Origin of the sequence: Sphingobacterium sp. UBA7625 (assembly GCF_002484085.1) — a bacterium.
In the GTDB taxonomy this organism is placed as follows: Bacteria; Bacteroidota; Bacteroidia; order Sphingobacteriales; family Sphingobacteriaceae; genus Sphingobacterium; species Sphingobacterium athyrii.
Map to the genome: position 1 here is coordinate 36,655 of NZ_DLJD01000027.1, position 23,700 is coordinate 60,354.

General features: G+C 42.5%; 20 protein-coding genes and 1 tRNA gene. 8 read left to right on the top strand and 13 right to left on the bottom strand.

All coding sequences use genetic code 11. The features are described from left to right. Positions 1 to 163 precede the first annotated feature (163 nt). Both B4G94_RS11655 and B4G94_RS11660 read right to left on the bottom strand, forming a co-directional pair. Positions 164 to 889: a LytR/AlgR family response regulator transcription factor gene (locus B4G94_RS11655; RefSeq protein WP_206531923.1), complete on the bottom strand. Its 726-nt coding sequence runs from the start codon at positions 887 to 889 to the stop codon at positions 164 to 166. Next, entirely contained in the window at positions 879 to 1,613 is a 735-nt protein-coding gene (locus B4G94_RS11660; RefSeq protein WP_206531922.1) for a histidine kinase, read from the bottom strand. Before B4G94_RS11660 ends, B4G94_RS11655 begins: the two co-directional genes overlap by 11 nt. A gap of 314 nt (positions 1,614 to 1,927) precedes the next feature. On the opposite strand from B4G94_RS11660, the gene B4G94_RS11665 reads away from it, so the two are divergent. Further along, entirely contained in the window at positions 1,928 to 2,146 is a 219-nt protein-coding gene (locus B4G94_RS11665; RefSeq protein ID WP_046672939.1) for a hypothetical protein, read from the top strand. A 100-nt stretch (positions 2,147 to 2,246) separates the two neighbouring features. Here the strand turns inward: B4G94_RS11665 and B4G94_RS11670 are convergent, their stop codons facing one another. Beyond that, positions 2,247 to 3,425, bottom strand: coding sequence for a thiolase family protein (locus B4G94_RS11670; protein WP_286859012.1), 1,179 nt, complete (start codon positions 3,423 to 3,425; stop codon positions 2,247 to 2,249). A 345-nt stretch (positions 3,426 to 3,770) separates the two neighbouring features. Between B4G94_RS11670 and B4G94_RS11675 the strand changes: the two genes are divergently transcribed. Next, positions 3,771 to 4,949: an acyl-CoA dehydrogenase family protein gene (locus tag B4G94_RS11675; protein WP_286859013.1), complete on the top strand. Its 1,179-nt coding sequence runs from the start codon at positions 3,771 to 3,773 to the stop codon at positions 4,947 to 4,949. Between the two features lie 33 nt (positions 4,950 to 4,982). Next, positions 4,983 to 7,103: a 3-hydroxyacyl-CoA dehydrogenase NAD-binding domain-containing protein gene (locus tag B4G94_RS11680; RefSeq protein ID WP_286859014.1), complete on the top strand. Its 2,121-nt coding sequence runs from the start codon at positions 4,983 to 4,985 to the stop codon at positions 7,101 to 7,103. A gap of 137 nt (positions 7,104 to 7,240) precedes the next feature. On the opposite strand, the gene B4G94_RS11685 is transcribed toward B4G94_RS11680, so the two are convergent. The 6 genes from B4G94_RS11685 to B4G94_RS11710 all read right to left on the bottom strand — a co-directional run bounded on the left by B4G94_RS11685 (position 7,241) and on the right by B4G94_RS11710 (position 15,153). Continuing rightward, entirely contained in the window at positions 7,241 to 8,692 is a 1,452-nt protein-coding gene (locus B4G94_RS11685) for a bifunctional 2-methylcitrate dehydratase/aconitate hydratase (protein ID WP_286859015.1), read from the bottom strand. Positions 8,693 to 8,834: 142 nt separating this feature from the next. Next, positions 8,835 to 9,989, bottom strand: coding sequence for a bifunctional 2-methylcitrate synthase/citrate synthase (gene prpC / locus B4G94_RS11690; protein ID WP_108632058.1), 1,155 nt, complete (start codon positions 9,987 to 9,989; stop codon positions 8,835 to 8,837). Positions 9,990 to 10,067: 78 nt separating this feature from the next. Beyond that, positions 10,068 to 10,976, bottom strand: coding sequence for a methylisocitrate lyase (gene prpB, locus B4G94_RS11695; protein WP_286859017.1), 909 nt, complete (start codon positions 10,974 to 10,976; stop codon positions 10,068 to 10,070). A 387-nt stretch (positions 10,977 to 11,363) separates the two neighbouring features. Next, positions 11,364 to 11,984 carry a peptide chain release factor H gene (gene prfH, locus B4G94_RS11700; RefSeq protein ID WP_286859018.1) on the bottom strand — a complete coding sequence of 207 codons (621 nt, stop codon included), beginning with the start codon at positions 11,982 to 11,984 and terminating at the stop codon, positions 11,364 to 11,366. Positions 11,985 to 11,991: 7 nt separating this feature from the next. Continuing rightward, on the bottom strand, positions 11,992 to 13,383 hold the full coding sequence (locus tag B4G94_RS11705; protein WP_286859019.1) for an RtcB family protein: 1,392 nt from the start codon (positions 13,381 to 13,383) through the stop codon (positions 11,992 to 11,994). 456 nt (positions 13,384 to 13,839) lie between these two features. Continuing rightward, positions 13,840 to 15,153, bottom strand: a complete 1,314-nt coding sequence (locus tag B4G94_RS11710) for a PDZ domain-containing protein (protein ID WP_286859020.1) — start codon at positions 15,151 to 15,153, stop codon at positions 13,840 to 13,842. 70 nt (positions 15,154 to 15,223) lie between these two features. Here B4G94_RS11710 and B4G94_RS11715 point away from each other — a divergent pair, with 70 nt between their 5' ends. Together B4G94_RS11715 and B4G94_RS11720 are read left to right on the top strand one after the other, a co-directional pair. Then, a complete protein-coding gene (locus B4G94_RS11715; protein ID WP_286859021.1) occupies positions 15,224 to 15,421 on the top strand; it encodes a hypothetical protein in 198 nt (65 codons plus the stop codon). A gap of 56 nt (positions 15,422 to 15,477) precedes the next feature. Continuing rightward, positions 15,478 to 15,801: a hypothetical protein gene (locus tag B4G94_RS11720; protein ID WP_286859022.1), complete on the top strand. Its 324-nt coding sequence runs from the start codon at positions 15,478 to 15,480 to the stop codon at positions 15,799 to 15,801. A 537-nt stretch (positions 15,802 to 16,338) separates the two neighbouring features. Here B4G94_RS11720 and B4G94_RS11725 read toward each other — a convergent pair. After that, a tRNA-Leu gene (locus B4G94_RS11725) sits at positions 16,339 to 16,418 on the bottom strand. A gap of 182 nt (positions 16,419 to 16,600) precedes the next feature. Here B4G94_RS11725 and B4G94_RS11730 point away from each other — a divergent pair. Beyond that, positions 16,601 to 17,563: an aldo/keto reductase gene (locus tag B4G94_RS11730; protein WP_286859023.1), complete on the top strand. Its 963-nt coding sequence runs from the start codon at positions 16,601 to 16,603 to the stop codon at positions 17,561 to 17,563. Between the two features lie 230 nt (positions 17,564 to 17,793). On the opposite strand, the gene coaD is transcribed toward B4G94_RS11730, so the two are convergent. The 3 genes from coaD to B4G94_RS11745 are packed head-to-tail and all read right to left on the bottom strand — an operon-like array spanning position 17,794 to position 19,608. Next, entirely contained in the window at positions 17,794 to 18,279 is a 486-nt protein-coding gene (gene coaD / locus B4G94_RS11735) for a pantetheine-phosphate adenylyltransferase (protein WP_108634266.1), read from the bottom strand. Position 18,280: 1 nt separating this feature from the next. Then, positions 18,281 to 18,820 (bottom strand): 16S rRNA (guanine(966)-N(2))-methyltransferase RsmD, encoded by a 540-nt coding sequence (gene rsmD / locus B4G94_RS11740; RefSeq protein WP_286859024.1) that lies wholly within the window; start codon positions 18,818 to 18,820, stop codon positions 18,281 to 18,283. Next, positions 18,811 to 19,608, bottom strand: a complete 798-nt coding sequence (locus tag B4G94_RS11745; protein WP_286859025.1) for a DUF3822 family protein — start codon at positions 19,606 to 19,608, stop codon at positions 18,811 to 18,813. The genes rsmD and B4G94_RS11745 overlap by 10 nt, the downstream gene beginning before the upstream one ends. An 85-nt stretch (positions 19,609 to 19,693) precedes the next feature. Here B4G94_RS11745 and B4G94_RS11750 point away from each other — a divergent pair, with 85 nt between their 5' ends. After that, positions 19,694 to 21,118: an ATP-dependent DNA helicase gene (locus B4G94_RS11750; RefSeq protein ID WP_286859027.1), complete on the top strand. Its 1,425-nt coding sequence runs from the start codon at positions 19,694 to 19,696 to the stop codon at positions 21,116 to 21,118. An 89-nt stretch (positions 21,119 to 21,207) separates the two neighbouring features. After that, entirely contained in the window at positions 21,208 to 23,694 is a 2,487-nt protein-coding gene (locus B4G94_RS11755; RefSeq protein ID WP_286859028.1) for a S9 family peptidase, read from the top strand. The last annotated feature ends 6 nt before the right edge of the window (positions 23,695 to 23,700 follow it).

The window sequence follows — 23,700 nt, forward strand, 5'->3', positions numbered from 1 at the left end:
CTTTAAATAATCGGGTGTTAATAGCAGATAAATGTCTGTCCAAAATCAACTATTCATCAATTCGAACAGACAACCACAACAAAAATAAAATTCTATACCTGTTTTAAATCTTACTGCGGGTTAGGAAGCCAAAAATTTGTAATGAACTCCGGGAATTTTGTAATCAAACAAATTTCTCGAGGAATGATTTTTTATAGGATTCGCCCAAGCTAAAAAGAATAGCCGATTCTTGCTCATCCAACAAGTTACTGGTGATGATATCCGCCGAAAAGAATTTCACAATTTTGAGAGCGATAATTTCCTTCTTGCTGATACGGATAAAATCCTGCTCGGGTAAGATGGACAGCAACTTGTCAAAGCTGATATTTTTTAATAATATGGAGGATCCATCTGAGAGGAATACTGTCTTATCGCGGCTGTCCACCTCCGCAATTTGAATATAGTCTATCTGATTGAAATAAAGTATTGCTTTGCCCTTATTGGTATTAAATTGCGCGAAAGGAGAAATGTCTGTTTGCCGATTATTTATTACCTGCTCTACTTTTAGAATCGCCTGCTGGAGGCGCGATAAAGATATTGGCTTGCGCATATAATCTACGGCATTGATATCGAAAGCATCGCTGGCATACTGTTTATAGGCTGTCGAAAAAACAATGGGATAGTCTTCCAGTACCTTAGCGATATCAAAGCCGTTAAACTGTGGCATCTCAATATCCAGGATACAAAAATCAAAATCTAAACTTTTGTATTCGTTGAGTAACACGCCCGGATCATTAAAGGCCCTGACAACCTCCAGTCCGGGAATTTGTTCACAGAGCATCTTCAGAAATCGTAAGCTCGGCAGTTCATCATCCAGCAAAATGCATTTCAGTACTTTTTCAATTCTCATACAACCTGATCTGAAGGTAAGCGTTATAGACATCATTTTCTACAAAACGTTTTAACTCGTGCCTATCCGGATAGTAAAGCATCAAGCGTTCTTCCAGTGTCTTGCTGCCTATTCCACCTTTGCTTTTATACAGAGGGGACCGTTTCGATATTTTATTGCTGACTGTCAATTCCAACAAACCATTGCGAAAAGTCAATACGATCGAAATAAAGGAGTCGGGATGGTGAAAATCAGCATGTTTAAACGCATTTTCAATAAGATCTACGGTCATCAGCGGAACCAGTGCAGGGCGCTCCAGTAGGGACTCATTCAATTCATCAATATCAAATTTAACACGCATATCGAATAAGGGGCTTAACTTGACCTTATTAACCTCAATTAAATTCCGCGCAAACTCAATCTCTGCTTTTGGAGAGACAAGCTCAGCTTCACTTTCATATAATACATAGTCCAATACCATCGCCAATTTATCCATGGTATAGTAGGTTTGATAGGCGTGGGAAAGAATACCATTGAGTGAGTTTTTCAGCAAATGCGGATTTAAACGATTGCGATGAACATGATCCATCTGCTCATTATCCATGCGTTTGAAAAGTTCTCTATGTCGCAGCTCCTCCCCCCGTAGCTTGTTGTATTTCCGTATTAATAATAGATAAAAAATTAACAGGACAATGACAGCCACAAGAAGCAATACGATCATTATATTGGAAAGTTCAGTCGTCATGATTCCTTCAAACTTAACGAAAATTTCACTAGCAACGAAACGATTCCTTTAGGCAGCCGCAGGTCAGGTTCATTTTATCGGGCTGCAATGAATCGCAAAATTTAATACCGAAAAGAATACTTATTTGAATGTAAAATTTGCAGGTATTGATTACAAAAATTAACAGTTTCATTACAATTTAGTCACTTTAAACTATTAATTTCAGATTATTCTTCTTATATTGAGAGTATTGTAATTAGCCGATCAAATGATTGTCTACGCTATTTTGGTTAAACCTGCCTGATTTATTCTAATCGGGCCTAATATGAAACACGATGGAAAAGCTCATTTTCGAAACTAATGCACAACATCCCAGTCTTGTAGACAAGATCAAACAAGCTGTAGAAAAATTAAATGGTATCCATGAATGGAAGATCGATCTGGATTCCATTTACAACCTGCTCACCATTGAGGGCATCCGGCTCAACCCAACGGAAATAGAGTCCGAACTAGCACTTCATGGTGTTGAGGCAAGTCGTCTATATGAAGAATAACCCTTGTTGATCTTCTGGCGCTTTGTCATCAACCAAACCATAGACTTCGTCCAGATCAGTTAATTACCGATATAAAATAATTCCTGATCTGGACGAGAAATTACAATCTTTTAATAATCATTCCTGAAGCCCCTCCACCACCATTGCAAATGGCAGCGAGTCCCATTGTTCCACCCTCTTGCTGTAATATACTGGTCAATGTCACGACTATCCTTGCTCCGGAGCAACCCAATGGGTGACCGAGCGAAACTGCCCCACCATAGATATTCACCTTATTTAAAGGAATATCCAATATTTTTGCATTCGCAAGTGCAACCACAGAAAAGGCTTCATTAAATTCAAAGTAATCGATATCTTCCTTTGTCAATCCCGCTTTCTTCAGCACCTTATCCGTTACGAGGCTTGGACTGGTCGTAAACCATTCCGGTGCCTGTTCGGCATCGGCATAGGCGATGATTTCAGCCAGGGGTTGTACGCCCAATTCCTTTACTTTTTCCCCACTCATTAATAATACCGCAGCGGCACCATCACTCAAAGTTGATGCATTCGCAGCCGTCACCGTGCCATCTTTCTTAAAAGCAGGCTTTAATTCGGGAATCTTATCGAAATTGACCTGAGAAAATTCTTCATCTCTGGAGATCGTCTGTTCGCCTTTACGTCCCTGAATGGCAATCGGACTTACTTCGTTGACAAATTTATTTTTTTGCCATGCATCCAGGCTTCGTTTGTAGGAGCTGATGGCATACTGATCCTGTTCCTCCCGCCCGATCGCATATTTCTCGGCACATAGTTCGGCAAAACTTCCCATTGCTTCATTCGAATAAGCGTCACTTAAACCGTCCCGCTGTAAACCGTCGACAAAACTTTGGCTCCCGAACTTCGCTCCCCAGCGCATGGCACTCGCATAATAAGGTACCCTGCTCATGCTTTCCATACCACCTGCAACCACCACATCGGCATCGCCCAATAGTATTGCCTGTGCGGCAAAAGCAATGGCCTTCATGCCACTTGCACATACTTTATTGACTGTCGTTGCCGGCACCCGGTCAGGTAAACCTGCGAGTCGGGCAACTTGACGGGCGGGAGCTTGTCCCAAATCGGCCTGTAGCACATTGCCGATCAGAATCTCATCGACCTGATCCCCTGAAAGACCGGCCTCATCCAAGACCGCCCGCACAGCATGAGCACCCAGGGCTGTCGTGGAAATAGATGACAAACCACCGCCGAAACTTCCGATTGGCGTACGCTTAGCCGCAACGATAAATACACTCTTTGACATGTTATTCTGTTTATAATTGTTTTCTTCTGATCATGATGGACAAGGGCATCATTCCTTCCCTAAAGATAAAAAATATAAAGCAAACAAGCGAATCCTATTTCTTTATTTTTCTGGCATAAACAGAATAAATAGAAAAAAAATCAGGTAAAAAGTTCCCTACCTAATCTATTTTACAAAAAATAAACAATAAATATTTGCAGAAAAGCCACTGCTTTTCGTTAAATTCGACTAGACATCCCATGCTTTGGGAAAGGTATTATAATGCCAAGCTAAAGCAAAAGATGAATCGTTTTCAGTCGACTATCGGGTAACTGAAACCAATAACCAAAAGTAAAATAAACAATTATGCAGGCAAGCAAGCTCACAGCTGAACATCAGATTTTTCGCGAGACCATTCGGGCATTTATTCACAAGGAAATTATCCCACATATAGATCAATGGGAACAACAAGGTGAAATAGATCGAAACATCTGGAAGAAAATGGGTGACATGAGTTTCATGGGACTCAATTACCCTGAAGAGTACGGTGGTCTGGACTTAGATTTTTATTATTCGCTGATTCTATGTGAAGAACTATCCTATTGTTTTTCAGGAGGGTTTACAATATCCGCCTTAGTTATCCAGTATATGTCAGCTCCCTATTTATTAAAATATGCATCCGAGGAACTGAAAGAACGTTATCTCAAGCCAGTTATTGCCGGTGATATGGTCAGCGCCGTGGCCATCACCGAGCCGGGGGCTGGATCTGACGTCAAACAAATCAAGACGACAGCCGTTCGATCGGGCGACCATTATATTGTAAATGGTTCCAAGACCTTTATCACCAACGGTTATTATGGAGATTTTTTTATTACTGCGGTTAAAACGGCTCCGGAAAAAGGAACAAAAGGGATCAGTCTGCTGCTGATAGAAAGAAATGCTAAGGGTGTTTCGGCCAATAAGATCAATAAATTAGGCTGGCATGCATCCGACACAGCCGAATTGGGTTTCGATCAGGTCCAGGTTCCGGTTTCCAACCTGATTGGCGTTGAAAATGAAGGCTTCAGCTACTTAATGGCGGGCTTACAATTAGAACGCTTAACCGCCGCCATCCATAGTCTTGCAACAGCGGATTCGGCATTACAATATACCCTGGAATATATCGGTCAACGGGAGGCATTCGGTAAAAAGCTCCATGATTTTCAGGCCATCCGACACCGCATTGCGCAAATGGTTGCCGATATCGCAACCACAAAAGCCTTTGTTTATCAATGTTGTGATCTTCAGAACCAAGGTGAATATGCCGTTCAGGACTGTTCCATAGCCAAACTCCAGGCCAGTGAACTCGCCGTTCAGGTGGTCAGCAATTGCTTACAGCTGTTTGGAGGCTACGGATTTACCGAAGATTATAAAATCGCACGCCTATATCGGGATGTAAGAGTAGGCACAATCATCGGTGGAACATCTGAGATTATGTTGGAAATCATCGCCAAGATGACGATTGATAAGGTAAACTATGAGCCGAATAAAACCAGGCTAACATAAACATTTTCAATACGAAAAAATAAATTCAATAGCATGAATTATAATACACAGCCCTATTTTGACATACAGCAGGACGATCAACATATTGTCACCATAAAACCATTCAACGATGTCGTAGCCGACGAACAAGGCATCCTCGATCGTTTGCAGCAGTTCGTTGCTTTAGTAACAGCTATTCTTCATGAAAAAGACGTTCGGGGACTGATCTATACCTGTCCGTTAAACAGCAAACAGACCGATTATCTTCCCCTATTCAATCAAGTGTTTAGTGGTCGATTCGATCCTGAGATCCTATTAAAAACCACCCTACAGGCACTAAAATGGAAAAGCCACGACAAACCAATTGTATCTATTTTTGATGATGAATGCACAGGTATTGGTTTAGCAACGATGTTGTGGTCGGACTACCGCATCGCAGGTGCGGGAATTAAAATGGGTTTTCCCGAAAGTAAATTTGGGCTATTTACCGGTTTTGGAGCGACGATCTGCCTACCTCAGCTTGTGGGCTCCGCCCAGGCACTGAACCTATTGACCCAAGCCGGACTTATATCGGGCCAAACGGCACTTGAATCGGGTTTATTGAACGAAGTGGCAACCGATTTTGATCTGTGCCTATTGCAAGCGAAAACCTGGATTCTTGCAAATTCAAAGCAACCTGTTTCTGCGTCCAATTCCACCATGCCATCAGCAGAATTTGAAGCGGCCTGCTCCGCTATTTTAAAGAAAACTAGAGGATTATTACCCGGCAGCAATGCGGTTGTGGAATTGCTGAAAACAAACCCCTCTTTAGCATTAACTGAATCCGTGGCGGCGGAAACATCACGCTATCATCAGGTATTAAGTGCACCGGAACCCCTCCATATGATCAGGACGCTGCATGAAGGAATTCGAAAGGCACAGCATCCCGGTCGGATAAAATCACTTGGAGATTATAAGGTCAAAAAAATAGGAATCCTGGGAGCAGGTATGATGGGATCCGGTATTGCCTATGAAGCCGCCAAAGCAGGTATTGAAGTGGTTTTAAAAGATGTGACTATCGCACAGGCCGAGCAGGGAAAAGCCTATTCGACCAAACTTTGCGACAAGCGGCTTGCCCAGGGACAGATGAGCAGCATACAACAACAGAAACTTCTATCCAATATTCAACCCAGTGCGCAAGTTGCCGACCTTGTCGGTGCTGATGTAATTATTGAAGCGGTATTTGAAGATCTGGAACTAAAAGCTGAGGTTACCCGACAAAGCCTGCCTTACCTCGCCGAAAATGGCTTTTTCGCTTCCAATACCACTTCACTGCCCATTACGGTATTGGCCGCTGCAACGGATCGACCGGAGCGTTTCATCGGCATGCATTTTTTCTCTCCTGTAGACCGTATGCCCCTGGTTGAAATTATATGTGGCACGCAAACCGATCAGATTACATTGCAAAAGGCTATTGCAGTCACATTGCGCCTGGGCAAAATCCCCATTGTCGTGCATGATGGCCCCGGATTTTTTACCTCACGCATTTTCTTCCATTATTTACTGGAGGCAATCACGATGCTGCTGGAAGGTGTTCCTGCGATTCAGATCGAAGAAGAAGCCATTCAGGCAGGATTTGCCGTTGGCCCATTGGCCGTGCTGGATGAGATTTCACTGGAACTGATGGTGCATGTGTACGATCAATTCCCGGCACTCCATAACAGTCAGCGACGTGCCTATGCCCACCTGAACAAAATGATTGCGAATGGCAGAAAAGGCAGAAAATCAGGCCATGGATTCTATGACTACGACCCTGTTTCTAGAACAAAAACAATCTGGCAGAATCCTGCGCTACCGACTTCCGAAGGATCTTGGTCAGCCGATATAATACGTAAGAGACTGCTCCATGTCATGGCCTTGGACAGCTACCGCTGTCTGGAAGAGGGCATATTGGAAGAAACCATAGCTGGTGATATCGGTTCAATCCTCGGCGTGGGATATGCCGCACATACCGGTGGCGTATTCGGACATATCGACCTAACCACCCTCCCCACCTTTGTGCAGGAGTGCCAGTCGTTTCTCCCATTTGGCGAACAATGGGATATCCCCCAATCATTAAAAGAACTTGCCAATAGAAATTTTACCTTTTATACGGGTTTTGATTCAAACTGGACAGGAAAACAGCCGTTGATTTAAACGAACTGCATTTATTAAAAAACGTGGAATCAAGCAAGACGTCTGTCTAAGGCTGAAGCTCTTCCATTAAATAACAAGCGCTAAAAAAGCCATTGACCGGTAATAACTTTCTTACACCGGCCAATGGTTTCTTGTTCTTATCGGGCCAGAAGATCCATCAGTTCAGCTACATCCAGATCAATGAAGGTATCGTAATCCAAGGTCACTCCGAGCAATTGTTTTTGTTGTTTTTCGGCGAATACACGGGCAAGATTCGTTTTATACTTTTCAATCAGTTTAGGAATTCCTTCCTCCCGACGTCGTGGATGTCCAATAGGATATTCCACAACCAGTTCCGGCAATACTGTCCCATCTTTCAAGACGACCGTCAGTGCATTGGAGATCGCCCTTTTCTGTGGATCATGATAATCTACTGTAAACTGAGGATCTTCGACACAGAAAATCTTATCCCGCAGGCTGTCAATACGTGGATCCTGCGCAATGTGGTTTTCATAATCCTCCGCCGTCAATCGTCCAAAAATTAGAGGTATCGCCACCATGTACTGAATGCAGTGGTCACGATCGGCCGGATTATGCAAAGGTCCTTTCTTGTCGATGATCCGAATTGCGGCCTCATGCGTACGAATGGTGACACGCTCGATATCATCGCTATTTTTCCCAAATTCCTTTAACTGCTGGTGAAGCTGCATCGCCGCTTCGGCAGCAGTCTGCGCATGAAATTCAGCCGGGAAAGAGATTTTGAACAGAATATTTTCCATGACATAAGATCCATAATCGCGCTGGAATTTAAATGGATTCCCTTTAAATGAAACATCATAGAAGCCCCATATAGGTGCTGTTAACACCGAGGGATACCCCATTTCACCAGTTTTGGCGATTAAAGCAAGGCGTACGGCACGCGAAGTTGCGTCTCCGGCAGCCCATGATTTACGGCTCCCTGTATTGGGCGCATGACGATAGGTACGCAGGGCCTGCCCGTCGACAAAGGCAAGTGATATGGCATTGAGCAGCTCTTCCCTAGTGAGTCCCAAGAGCTTACCGACAACAGCTGTCGAAGCGACTTTCACTAAAATAACGTGATCCAATCCCACTTTATTAAATGAGTTTTCAAGCGCCAGGACACCCTGAATTTCATGCGCCATAATCATGGCTTCGAGGACCTGTTTCGTCTTTAGGGATTTCCCTCCTTTGGCGATCTGTGTACGGCTCAACCAGTCTGCAGTCGCCAGAATACCACCAAGATTATCCGATGGATGCCCCCATTCCGCAGCTAGCCATGTGTCGTTAAAATCCAGCCAGCGAACTAAAGTGCCAATATTGAAGGCGGCCTGTATGGGATCCAACTGATAATTCGTTCCCGGTACTTTCGCACCGTTAGGAACAATCGTCCCGGGGACAACCGGCCCCAGTAATTTGGTGCAAGCGGGATAGGTCAGCGCTTCTAACCCACAACCTATGGTATCCAGGAAACAATAAAAAGCTGTATTCCATGCCGTTTTACTTGCTATCTTGTAATTTAGTACATAATCCACTATCGCCACCAGGACCTGATCGGGCTGTGGTCGCTCATTTGATATTGTTGAACTCATTATTTTTTTCTTATAAAAGCTATCTTTCTTTTCAATTTATATATTTCAGAAACTGCACGTACCCATCAAACGGAAAAACATCCTTTTATCAGGGTTTTAAGCCGTTTCTTCCAATTGTATTCACGCTATTATCCATACTGGTTTATCGTTCTGAAATTGGCACAAACGGCCGATCATCGGGACCGATATAATTTGCGCTCGGCCGGATGATTTTGCCGTCTTGCCGTTGTTCAAAAACATGTGCGGACCAGCCTGTGATACGTGAAAGTACAAACAAAGGGGTAAACATTTCAGTAGGTATTCCCATCAGGTGATAGGAAACGGCCGAGTACCAGTCCAGATTAGGGAACATCCGTTTTTCTTCCCACATCACTTTCTCCAGCCGTTCGGCAATCAGGTACAAAGTCATATCACCGGCCTCCTCGGATAATTCCTTAGCGACCTGCTTGATGACCTGATTTCTTGGATCAGAAATGGTATAGACAGGATGTCCAAAACCAATAATAACTTCTTTATTTTCCAGTCTTTTCCGGATATCGGCTTCGGCTTCATCCGCATCAGCATAGCGGCTCTGGATCTCGAAAGCAACTTCATTTGCGCCGCCATGTTTTGGTCCCCGTAAAGCCCCGATTGCACCGGCAATACAGGAGTACATATCGGATCCCGTGCCCGCAATTACCCGTGCTGTAAAGGTAGAGGCATTAAATTCATGTTCAGCATATAAGTTAAGCGAAATCTGCATGGCCCGCACCCAGGAATCGGATGGTGCTTTACCATGTAGCAGATGCAAAAAGTGTCCTCCAAGGGTTGAGTCATCGGTTTCCACCTGAATTTCACGTCCATTTTGACTAAAGTGGTACCAATAAAGCAAAGCCGAAGCCATGGATGCCATCAAACGATTGGCAATATCCCTGGCTCCTGCCAAAGCGTGATTTTCCTTTTCCGGATTCACACTTCCAAAAAAAGAAACATAGGTGCGCAGCACGTCCATGGCATGTGCTGTAGAAGGCAACTGTTTCAATACCTGTTGTACTGTAATCGGCAGGCCGCGCTGGCTAAGTAACTGGCTTTGATAAGTCGTTAACTGCGCCTGTGTAGGAAGATTTCCGTAAATCAACAGGTAAGCGACTTCTTCAAAGCTGGCCTGATGGGCCAAATCCAAGATATCATAGCCCCGATAATGGAGGTCATTACCACTTTTCCCAACTGTGCTCAGCGCTGTATTTCCAGCCGGAACACCCGAAAGCGCGACGCTTTTTTTGGGTTTAAAACCCGTATCATTTGGTGTCTCTTTCATCGCCATAAATTATTTATGTATAAGTATGCGTGTATTTAAATAACAAAATATGCTCATGCATCCGGTTAGAGATGGCAATTATTTCGTATTGAACAATTGATCCAGGCGGTTCTCGTAAGCATAGTAGTCGATACTGCGATACAATTCATCACGAGTCTGCATGCGGTCTACCACAGCCGCCTGACCACCGTCCTTCCGAATATGGTTGTACACATCAGTCGCCGCTTTGTTTGCTGCGCGGAATGCAGATAAAGGGTAAAGCACGATAGACACATCCGCATGACGAAGCTCCTCAAGGTTAAACAACGGTGTCTGTCCGAATTCGGTAATGTTAGCGAGTATAGGTAATCCGGTTGCGCGACTGAACTGCATATATTGATCCAAGTTATGCACGGCTTCTGCGAAGATAAAATCCGCCCCCGCTTCCTTGTAGGCCAGGGCTCTTTCCAGGGCCATTTCCAAGCCTTCAGAAGCCAAAGCATCGGTACGCGCACCAATGACAAAATGTGGATCTGTGCGCGCGTCGACAGCAGCTTTCAGCCGGTCTACCATTTCATCTTTTGAAACCAGCTCCTTTCCCGGGCGGTGGCCACACCGTTTGGCCCCCACTTGGTCTTCCATATGTACCGCTGCAGCCCCGGCTTTAATCAGGCTCTTTATTGTCCTTGCGACATTAAAAGCTGAAGGACCAAAGCCCGTGTCGATATCCACCATCAAAGGAAGCTTGCATACGTCCGTAATACGGTCCACGTCAATTAATACATCCTGAAGTGTTGTAATACCCAAATCTGGCACACCCAGCGAACCCGCGGCGACACCGCCTCCGGAGAGGTAGATGGCTTTAAAGCCTGCTTGCTCAGCCAAAAGCGCGTGATTCGCATTGATGGTTCCGACGACTTGTAAGGGGTTTTCATGCTTGATTGCTTCCCTAAAAAGGAAGCCTGGAGAATCTATCATATCATTGAAATTTGAAATTCCACAACTCATTAGTCCGACAGGATAAAACCCTGTTAGGGACGTGATGAGCAGTATTTAAGTTTATTTAGTTTGAACAACAAATAATCCGATCGTTCATCCTAAAGATACTAATTATCACGGCATTTCAACAAATTATTTTCTACATTTCAAGTCTTTAGCAGAAGAAAATACGGTTTCATCCGAAAGCATTCACAATCCTGTGCGCAGCTCTCCCCTTAAAAACAGGTCGATAGCCATCACCATAAACAATATGAGTCCGGTGTTTGGCCGGACTCATAGGATCAGAATCGTTGTTTAAACGATGCTGTTCACGTCATTAATAGCACAGGGCATGGTATAAACAGCTTAAAGTGACCAAAAAAATCACATTCAACGCCCAGCGGCATCATAATCCGGTCATAGCTCTTTAAATTTCGGTCCGGAGAAAATACGTTTTGAATCCCCTCGCCGGACATCAATCTGATTTTTCCAGGACTGGTTTTTCCCTGCATTTTTCTGCAACCGTTCCAGCTCCAGCAAGCGTTCTTCCAAACGCAAAACGGCAATTTCTTTATTTTGCAATTGGGAACGGGTATCCATCACCTGCACCATCATCCCTGTCGGGAGATGAGTCGCACGCACCGCTGAACTCACCTTGTTTACATGCTGTCCTCCTGCGCCACTGCTGCGCATGGCCTGAAATTGCACATCCTTCAAGTTTATTTTCGCAACAGGCTGTACCGGATACCAGTTCTTGACCTCCAAAAACCAATTCTTACGTTTGTGGTTGAGCCGAAAAGGACTTGGACAGATCCAACAAATTGTTCCTATCCAACGATCAATAAATACGGCACTTGCCTCACCTCTGAGCTTTAACACCAATGAACAGGGAAGCCCATCGTTCTCTTCGACTTCCACCGTCTCCATCTTTAAGCCGTATTGCTTCGCTTCTGACCGCATCCTTTCCAACACGAGCTTTACGGCAAGATTACATTCCCTTGGCCCTCGTCCCGAAGTCAATAAAATATACTTTTCCATGTTCCTCCTATTTATCCATGCGAACAATCTTGGGACGAAATGTTCCAAGTACATTAACCAACTCATGCTGCAGGCTCATCACACGGTGAATATCCTTATAAGCATGTGGAGCTTCATCCAATGCGCCCCCGATGAGTTCCACATCATGTTTCTCCAGTTCCTTCAGCATGGCACTTTTGGTGAAGCTACTTTTGCAGGCTGCCCGTGACATCATGCGTCCGGCTCCATGCGATGCCGATTGCAGGCTCAACGGATTGCCCCGACCCTCAACGATAAATCCGGGTGCGGTCATGGAGCCCGGGATAATCCCCAGCACCCCCTGTCCGGCGGGCGTTGCCCCTTTGCGGTGAACAATACATTCTCTTCCATCCACGTTTTCCTTCCAGGCAAAATTATGGTGGTTGTCGATGGTCAAAACGGGCCGTTCCCCCAAAGCCTTTGCCAAACGTCTGTGGATATCCTCATGACAGGCCCGTGCATAATCACCTGCTAAATTCATCGCTAACCAGTACTCCTGACCTTCTTGGCTGTCCAGGTCCAGCCACGCCAGATGTTGCACATGACGCGGTAAAGGACACTGTTTTGCCGCCAGATCGGTATACCGTTTGGCAATATTTGCACCCAATCCCCGCGATCCACTATGCGACAGGATCGCCAGATAAGTGCCGGGGGTCAGCCCCCAGTCCGGACGGACAGCATGCAGCTCAACCACGCCAAATTCGACAAAGTGATTACCGCCACCTGAGGTCCCGAGTTGTTTGTACGCTTTATCCAACAATGATTTCAGCAGCGGGATATCGTTAAATTCGGCCCGGCTAAAAATTGCATGATCCTGTTTCTCACGATGCGTATCATACATACCGAATTTGGTATTTTCTTTCAGCATATTTCGCAATTGGAATTCTCTTCCTTTGAAATAACTTGCTGGTAGATCAAAGATAGACAGGCTCATCCGGCAGCCGATATCCACACCGACCCCGTAAGGTATCACGGCATTATCTGTTGCCAGCACCCCGCCGATCGGCAGGCCATAGCCCATATGTGCATCTGGCATCAATGCTCCCCGATATGCTATGGGAAGTTTCAATGCTTCATACAATTGCTTTTTGGCCTGTTCATCAATTTCATTTTCACCAAAAATGGTAAAGGGAGCCATCTGCTTATTTAGCTGCCGCATACGGGCTTCAACCGGCTGAATCAAACCTTCGGCAAGCTTCGCCCAGATTGGATCCGCCCTAAATTTTTCAGGTGCCTCGAGCACCGTTTTTACTTCCAAAAGGATATTTTCCTTCTTTTCTCCTTTTCGGTAGCGTGTTATTAGCCCTAAGGCTACATGTATTATATTATGCTGTGGAAAACCGATTTTAATAAGGTCTTTCCCCGATAATTTACTTCCCATATTTTTAAAATAATTTGATATGCTAACTTATCCAGCTCAGGGATAAGCATTTTAAAATATCCGGGTTTTCTTTTCTTGAATAAACAGTCTGCCGAAATCGGGATCATCACATTTTATGGCATGACCAAAATGACATAAAAAACAGGTCGGTTAGGCTATATGGGCCGACACAGAAATCGACCGATAAAAAAACTGACCCGGCATAGCCCGGCTAAATAGAAAATTGAAGGAAATAAAAAACCCGAATGATCTTCGGGCTTTTTTCATGTCGTAACGAATACGTTATAAGTGAAGAAAAGCACGAAGAATGCTTCCAGCAAATCCATTTGCCGTAAAAGCGTCTTTTGTTTTTATCTTAGCGACCAACATAGTTCTTCGTCTTTTAAATTGTTTAAAATTAATATCAGTGGCAAAGGTAAGTAAGTTAAATTCAATTTTCCAAATTTTGAAGAAACTTTATTTTGAATTAAAAGGCAGCGGATCTTTTAGAAAGAAGGTATAATCGAGTTCCTGTCCGGCTCTTTCTATCTTAAAGCGGATCTCTTTGCCTTCCTCTGATTTGAACAGTGTATGGATCGCTTCCAAGGTATAAGAAGACGCCGAACGACCATTGATTTTCAACACTTTATCATCTGGTTTTAACCCTACCATTGCCGCGGGGGAATTTGTTCGAACTGTGGCGATTTTATACATGTTTTTCAGCACAAATCGATATTGTACCCGATTGTCCATGCGAATCTCGGTTCCACCATCTTTTTTTAAGTAGACAGGAACCTCCTCCTTCTCATATTTAATGCCGTCATGGATAATTTCCAGACCACTCATGTTTAAATAATAGAATTTATCAAAGTTTCTATTTTTAACCAGATACACTACATTATTGGGGTAGTCAAAAATCACTTTAAATCGACGCAGAAGTTCGTTTCCAACAGAGCCGATTCGTTCATTGACAAAAGTCGCATGCTGCGTTGAACTCAATTCCGGATAAGCCACCAGCGGATAATGCATCGTAAAAGGACCCAGCTCCAACGATTTGATCCGATTTCTTTTCCCATAAATTTCACCATTAAATCCTTGCCCGATATAATCGTCAATAAAAGGAGGTTTAATCGCAAAATTATTTAATTTGGAGGGGATAAGCATCAATGCATCGCTATTGCCCATGTCAATCAATACGCGCCCTTCGATAGCTGCGGAATCCTGATTAAACGCGATCGAAATATAGGGTCTGCTGTTTAAAATATCTAGCGGAATCCGCTGCATTTTGGCCAGCCCCTTAGGATACTCTTCCTTTTGATAAATGGTAACCCGATGTTTCAAAAAATCCATCTCAACAAGGTGGTCACTAAAAAAACGGCTCCCCATGATACCATTTATTTCAACGCCTATCCGGGTAGAAATATCAATATGTGCATTTTTAAGAATATAGATGGGTTGATCCGTATCTTCATAGACACCAGCGATATTCACGTTATTATTTACGGACAGATAGCCATCCAGCCCATCATCCTTCCCCAGTCCCTGAAATTTGTTAACAAAAACAGCGCTATCTATAGATTTAAGTGTTTCCCCAAAGATCATGGTCTCCTTGACTCCGGTGTCCAACAAGAAGTTCATGGCATAGCCGTTGACCTGTACGGGAATAATAATGAGGTTATGGACAAATAAAAAGGGAATTTTAGCTTTCTTTTTTTCTTTCAGAACAAAACGATCCTGCCCCCACGCAAAAACGGAACAGAGTAATGCTAAAGATAAAAATGCTGCTTTCATCCAAGTTTATATTTGGTATTTCCAATTTAAACAAGAATTCCCATAATAAAAAGGCTTATACAAAAAAACTGTGTCAAATTCTACAGTACCCGAGGAAAAAAAATATGACTCGTCTATTGCCCATTTTGCATCTTTATCCAACGAAATCCTAACGAAAGAATCGACTACAAACTTAGGGGTAAAATCAGCCAACTTTTCGGCGAGACATAACTTTTTATTGCCGATTTTGACACCTTACAGCCAAAATCAGAAGAAAATCAAGGCCTAAACCCCATTAAAGGGGCATTTTAACGGTGAGCAAACACTTACCGTTGCTAAGGACAGATGAACAAAACGTCCTTAGCATTTGTTCATCTCTCCTCAGCAATTGGTCAAACCTCCTTGACATTTGATCAAACGTCCTTAGCATTTGTTCATTTCTCCTCAGCAATTGACCAAACCTCCTTGACATTTGACCAAACGTCCTCAGCATCGGATCAATCCTCCTCAGTATTGGTTCAAACGTCCTCAGCATTTGTTCAAACGTCCTCAGCATTGGTCCAATCTTCCCTAGCATTGAACCAAACCTCCTTGGCATCGGATCAATCATCCTCAGCATTTGTTCATTTCTCCTCAGCATTGGTTCAAACGTCCTCAGCATTTAACTAAACGTCCTTAAGGATAAGCCGCTGCTGATCTCATTTAAACAAATAATAAGCGTATGTCGGCTGGTATTCATCTCAAAAAGATCGACGCAAGCATACGAAGGTCTCAAATAAATTAACAGATGAAGCTAAGTGCTTGGTGATGAAACAATGAAGCCGAATCTTTCAATGCCAAGATAAAAGCTTTCAGAAGTCCGTTCAGAGGTATCGCTGACATCAATCTCTTTTCTATTTAGATTGACAAAATTATTTGCTTAGTCCACAGGTTTTGAAAAGATCCCCTTTATATAGGACTCCATATATAGAGCCAATATTCCATCCTGCCGGATTCGCTCTGTCCATCTAAACAGCTTTAAAGAAATTTTGAACATGTGCCCGGGTGAGGATAAAGATTAATACAGGTCTAAATCTTGTCTACAAAATGTCTACAAATTTTTTGGCTTGTTAACTAAATCGTCCGTGTCAAGGTGTGGTTTTGCGCTGCCGAAAGGGCATTTTACTTAAAAAGGGCCTTATCATGTGAATGCTAAGACCCTTTTAGTACCCGGAGCCGGAGTCGAACCGGCACGGTTTCCCACTGGTGTTTGAGACCAGCGCGTCTACCAATTCCGCCATCCGGGCATATCCGTTTGGGATGATGCAAAAGTAAGGAAAGTTTTTATTTTTCCAAACGATCTGCTACTTCTTTTCCTAAACTGCCTGAAAATGAATTAGAAATTTTTTATAAAACTATTTGCAATACCGCTTCAAAGGCTTAATTAGCATTTTTTTCTTAATTTTAAGCTGGAAATATTAGGCAAATCATGGAAAAGGTAAAGTTAGGAAATAGTGAAATTGAATTCAAACCGATCGTTTTCGGCGGGAATGTATTTGGCTGGACTGTAGATGAGCAACAGTCGTTTGCTCTTTTGGACGCGTTCGTCGATATGGGCTTTAGTTTTATAGATACATCCAACAACTACTCTCATTGGGTACCGGGCCACACTGGATCAGAGTCCGAGTCCATTATAGGTAAATGGATTAGTAAACGGGATGTACGGGATAAAATTCAGATTGCGACGAAGGTGGGCGGACGCCACGCCGGTAATGACAAGCCCAATTTGAAAAAAGAACATATTATCAAATCTGTTGACGAATCGCTTATGCGATTGAAAGTAGATACAATAGATCTCTATCAGTCGCATCACGATGACCTTTCAACGGCCATAGATGAAACCTTGGAGGCTTACCAGCAACTGGCACATGTTGGTAAGATAAAATGGATCGGAGCGTCTAATTTAAGTCCTGAGCGCCTAAAGGAGTCATTGGTTGTCGCGGAGAAGAATGGTCTCCCTGCCTATGTAGCCATCCAGCCCGAATATAATTTATACGATCGTTCAAAATATGAGAAAGATTATGAGCAACTCGCGGTTGAAAATCACTTGGGTGTAATCACGTACTATTCCCTTGCAAGCGGATTTCTTTCTGGAAAATATAGGTCGGTGGCGGATATTAAAGATGTGAAGCGATCGGATGCCTTAAAAGGTCGGTTTGATAACCGTGGACTTCGTATTCTGGACGCCATAGCCCAGGTAGCCCACGATCAACAGGTCGCTATGTCAACAATCGCACTCGCGTGGATTCTTCATCGACCTTCAGTCGCTGCACCTATTGTCAGTGCTACTTCCCTACAACAACTTGAGGAACTAACTAAAGCGACCAAAATAAAGTTGTCCACTGAAGAAATGTCCCTGCTAAATATAGCTAGCACATGGGAAGAAAATTAATGTGTGTTTGGTTTTAATTTGTTGGTATAGAGGTTTTTAAAATAAAATTCAGCGCTATTCAGAATATTATTTGGTCAGTTTGGCCGTAAAAGGTTTGATACCTGGATTTTTTATGAATTAATTCTTTATATTGCGGATATTAAACCTCTGTAATTCAATGTAAAAAATATCCTGACAAAATATTATTTTGTCAGGATATTTTCTATGTTTTATTGTTGTAAATAGAACAATCAGAGGTTTGCCGGTCTCTTCTCGTTCAATAGGCTAAGGACCTCTGTTGGAACCATTGCGCTAACATCTCCCCCGTTAAACCAGATATCCCGTACGATAGTTGACGATATGTGGGCCTTCCCGGATCTGCTCATCAAAAAATAGCTTTCGATCGTGGGGTTTAGTAACAGGTTGTTTTGAGCTATCGCATTTTCAAACTCGAAATCTCCCGTGTTTCGTAAACCGCGTAATATAAATTTCGCACCGACTTTCTGGCAGAAATCTACGGTCAGACCACTATACTTTACCACTTCTATCGCTTGAGCACCCTTAAAAAGATGCTGTATGCAATTGACACGCTCCTCATGGTCCAACATGCCTTTTTTGTTCGCATTATAACCTACTGCAATAATGATTTTATCAAATAGTGGCAGGGCTCTTTCAACCAGATCTTGATGAGCTGAAGTAAAGGGGTCAAACGAGCCCGGAAAAACAGCAATTTTCATACTATAGAGGATTTGTGTAAAATGAAAAAGATGAATAACCGTATTTTCTGGTTTCTATAAAATTTGGGTGTTCCTCCATCTGCCTTGTAGAAGGATGTTCTACAATAAGAAGCCCGTTGTCATTCAATAGATTGTGATCGAAGATCAATTTTGGCAATTGTGGCAGTTTTGGAATATCGTAAGGTGGATCTGCGAAAATTAGGTCATACGTATTTTTACAGCTGCTAATAAACTTAAAGACATCTGCTTTCTTTGCTTTGATCTGTTCAAGTTTCATTTTTTTTGCAGTCTCGGTAATATATTGTACACATTTAAAATGCAGGTCAATAGAATCTACCTGTTTCACTTCGCGCGAGGCTAGTTCAAAACTAATATTTCCAGTGCCCGCGAAAAGATCAAGGCAATGGAGCCCATCAAATTCCAGACGATTCTGCAAAATATTAAACAATGCTTCCTTAGCAATATCTGTGGTCGGCCTGACCGGTAAATTGGTCGGCGGGTTCAGCCTTAAACCACCTATTCTACCTCCTATTATTCGCATAATATTGAATCAAATAGTATGTTGTAAGGTGTTAAGCTGCTTCCGATCTCTTGATCCGCCAAGACCACTTTTGTTTTTAGCTCCAAGACTTCGATGTCACCCGCATAGGATGCAATCCGTTTATAATAAGAATCATTTGGAACTTCACCGGAAAGAAGAATCTTATCGATGGAATCACCCAGACTGAACTGTGTCAATATATTCAAGACGTAATAGCTGATATCATCAAGGTTATGAATTTCAAAACTGTTATAAAGCTGAAAACCCCCATTCTTGAATAGATAAAAGTCAACCATGTTGTCCGCTACAAAATGTAATCCCAACGCAGTTCCTCTGATGGATATGCGCTCCTGAGCACGGTCCAATACAACGGCAAATTCAGGAAGGATCACAGCGTCAGGAAATAATCTGCGCCAACGATTTAAAAGAAGTTTATCGAACTGATATAAAGCTACTAAACCAAGGTTATCTAAATAGTAAATAAATGTATTCTCAAGATCTGAAGTACCCAAAAATTGCAGGTATTGTGCAATATTATCCTTCTGAAAAACCTCTTTGGGTATAAATGTAAAACTCTGGTGTGGGATCACAATCCGAACGAATCGAAACGGCAGACTCATTATTCTTGTTGCATCTAAAATTGGCTCCTCTGAGGGATACTCGATCAATATCGGTGCTACTGACTTCTTATCGACTACCGCTAACACATCTTTTTGGAAGCCAGCTTTTACCAAAAGGTTATACTCAGGTAAGTAATGAATGTTAAATTGTTTTGAAATATAATTCATTCGCTGAATTGTAAAAATAAAAACTTGTTAAAGCAAAAATAGCTTTTTCTAGAGGATAAGACAAACCTTTTAAATAACTTTGGGCGTGTTCATCAAAAATCTGCTAATACAACAATTTCCCTGGCAACCAACTGCACAGCAGCTGGAAGCATTCGAGTTATTGGAAGAGTTTCTGCTCGCTTTTGACAGGCAGTCCTGTTTTGTTCTCAAAGGTTATGCCGGTACTGGTAAAACAACACTAATTGCTGCATTGGTCAAAGTGCTTCCTGCATTGAAGAAACGGGCCGTACTCCTCGCTCCGACAGGTAGGGCCGCTAAAGTGATGAGTTACTATTCGGGACGAAAAGCTTTAACCATCCACAAGAAGATTTACCGGAAAAAGTCTGCCATTTCTTTTCAAATGGACTTTACGCTTGCAGAAAATTTACATGAAGATACTCTTTTTATTGTTGACGAAGCTTCAATGATCTCCAATGAAGCGGTAAATATGTTTTCAAAAAGTCTTTTGGATGATCTGATTCGTTATGTGCAATCCGGCAAGAATTGTAGCTTGCTTTTTGTGGGAGATACTGCCCAATTGCCGCCTGTTGGTCTACTGGACAGTCCGGCATTAAATCCCGGCTATCTCGAACATGAATTTCACCTCTGTGTCTATCCTTATGAACTGACTACCGTGGTTAGGCAGTCCCAGGATTCGGGCATATTGTACAATGCGACTAAAATACGTAATGAGATTATATCCGCTGAGGAAGGACAGCTTGATTTCCCGTTTCCTAAGTTCATAACAAAAGGATTTAAAGACCTTTATCGTATGACTGGTGAACGATTGATTGAAGGTATAAATTATGCATATGATAAATATGGTGTAGAGAACACCATGATCATATGCCGTTCAAACCGTTCGGCAAACCTATATAATCAGAACATTCGCAACAGAATCCTTTTTAGGGATGAGGAGTTGACCGGCGGCGACTATATCATGGTGGTAAAGAACAATTACTTTTGGCTACAGGAAAACAACATGGGCGATGGTTTTATTGCAAACGGCGATATGGCCAAAGTCAGGAAAGTGAGTAATATCCACGAACAGCATGGTTACAGGTTTGCTGATGTTACGCTGGAATTTATGGATTTTGATGAAATAGAACCCATCACCTGTCGCGTTATTTTAGACAGTCTCTATACAGAAGGACCTAACCTTTCGTATGAAAGCCAGAAAAACCTATACGAAGAGATCGGGATGGATTATGCGGATATTCTGGATAAAAAGGATCGACTTGAAGCTATTAAGAAAGATCCTTATTACAATGCATTGCAGATCAAATTTGCTTTCGCAATCACTTGTCACAAAGCACAAGGGGGACAATGGCCCATTGTTTTCGTTGATCAGGGATATATCAATGATGAAATGTTGGATCTTGAATTTCTTCGCTGGCTATATACTGGTGTTACCCGGGCTACGCAGGAACTTTTTTTGGTAAACTTTAATGAAAACTTCTATCCATCATAGGATTATTACACGAATCATTCTTTTGACTGTGTAATAATGAATATTTTAGCGACCAAAACCAAGATTACACAATTATCTATATTTATTTGATGCATAAGTTCTATTTTATCTTTGCAGTTAGTCTATTGCCTTACTTTGGTGCTGCACAACAGATTGAAAAGCCTCCGGTAAAACCGAATTATCAGTTGGCTGCCAAATTTTCGCCGGAGAAATTAAAGAAAATGATTTTCTCTACGACCATTAAGCCAAACTGGATCAATTTTTCGGATCGTTTTTGGTATGACTATGCCAGCCCACAAGGGAAAAATTGGTATATCGTAAACCCAGCACTCAAAAAGAAAGAGACTCTTTTTGATAGTGAGCATCTCGCTGCTCAAATTACTAAAATTGTCAAAAATCCTGTTGATGCCCAACATCTAGAATTACAGGGTTTAAGATTTACGAAAGATGAAAAAAAAATCAGATTTCAGATTCAGAGCACGAAAGATACTGTAAAGTCCAAAGATGAGATCGAAAAACTTAAAAATAAATCCGATTCGACAAAAAAGAAACTGTTCTATTTGGAATATGATTTCGCATCAAAGATAGTATCTGAAATTAGTGATTCTACGAAAGTAAAAACTCCCCTGTCCTGGGCAAGTTTCTCCCCGGATACCAATACGGTGTATTTTGCCAAAGACTTTAATCTGTATTGGATGGACAAAGCCAATTATCTCAAAGCAGTCAAAAATGAGAAAGATAGCACTATTGTCGAACACCAGATTACAAAAGACGGGGTACAATACTATGCTTGGGGCGGCGATGAATATAGTACCACTACGGGTGACGAAAAGGATAAAGATAATGAAACGAAACGCAAACGTGTATGGATAAGCTGGTCACCTGATGGTCGCTATTTTACGCTGACAAGAAAAGACAATAGATCGTTGCGACCTTTGTGGGTGATCAATAATGTGGGTTCTTCCCGACCTACCCTGGAGACATATAAATACCAGATGCCGGGTGAGGTTGACTCAACCGAGACCGAATTCTATATCTTTGAGGCAGCAACAAAGGTTCCGCGCAGAATAAATATCGCAGCTTTTAAAAATCAGTCCATTTCCAGCTGGACCAAAACACCAGACAGAAATTCATACAAAGAAGATTACTACATTAATTACTGGCTGGGTAATAACGAAGAATTCTATATTTCCCGTTCCAGCCGTGATTTAAAAAGAATAGATCTGTTAAAGGTAAATGTGAACGGAACAGTAAATCCCATTATTCAGGAACGTTCCAATGTATATCTGGATGTTCAAAAGCCTCTATTGCTCGAAAATGGAAAACAATTGGTTCATTGGTCCGAAAGAGACGGGTGGGGTCATTATTATCGCTATGACACCAATGGTAAATTTATAAACCAAATTACTAAGGGAAGCTTTCACTGTGAGGAAATTACGGGGCTAGATCCGACCACCCAGACCTTATTTTTTACAGCATCTGGTCGTGAGAAAAATGAGGATCCCTATTACCTTCACCATTATAGTGTCAATCTAAACGGAAATGGAATTAAACTGCTGAATCCGGGTAATTTTGATCATCAGATCGAGATGAGTGAATCGTCCAAATATTTTGTAAACAATTCTTCAAGAGTAAATACAACACCCGAATCTGTATTGTTAAATGGCAATGGACAGAAGATTATGACGCTTGAAAAGGCAGATTTGTCGCTGTTATTTGCTGCAGGTTATAAATTCCCTGAGCCGTTTAAAGTAAAGGCTGGCGACGGTACCACAGATCTCTATGGTGTCATGTACAAACCCTTTGACTTTGATAGTACAAGAACCTACCCTATTGTAGAATATGTCTATCCGGGGCCGCAGACAGAAGCTGTCAATAAATCTTTTGGACGGAGCATGGACCGGATAGACCGATTAGCCCAATTTGGCTTTATTGTGGTTACTGTTGGAAATCGCGGCGGACATCCATCCCGTTCACAATGGTACCATACCTATGGTTATGGCAATCTGCGGGATTATGGATTGGAAGATAAAAAGGTGACGGCAGAGCAACTCGCAGACCGTTATAAGTTTATTGACATCAATCGTGTAGGCATTACAGGGCACTCCGGAGGCGGATTTATGTCGACAGCGGCAATGCTTGTTTATCCCGACTTTTTTAAAGTTGCCGTATCGGGAGCGGGCAACCACGAAAATCAGATCTACAACCGCTGGTGGAGCGAACGCCACCATGGTGTAACAGAAAAGGTTTCGGCAAAAGGTGATACGACGTTTTCATATCAGATCAACAAGAACACGGAATTAGCCAAGAATCTAAAAGGCCGGCTGTTGATTGCAACGGGTGATATCGACAACAACGTTCATCCGGCAAATTCGATCCGGATGGTCGATGCATTGATCAAAGCAAATAAACGGTTCGACTTCTTGCTCTTACCGGGACAAAGGCATGGATTCGGCGATATGACAGAGTATTTCTTCTGGAAGATGGGTGATTATTTTAGTCAATACCTTTTGGGAGATTCCAAAATGAACGAAGTTGATATGACCGAAATGAATCGAGAGAAGCCGCTAAAATAACAGGTT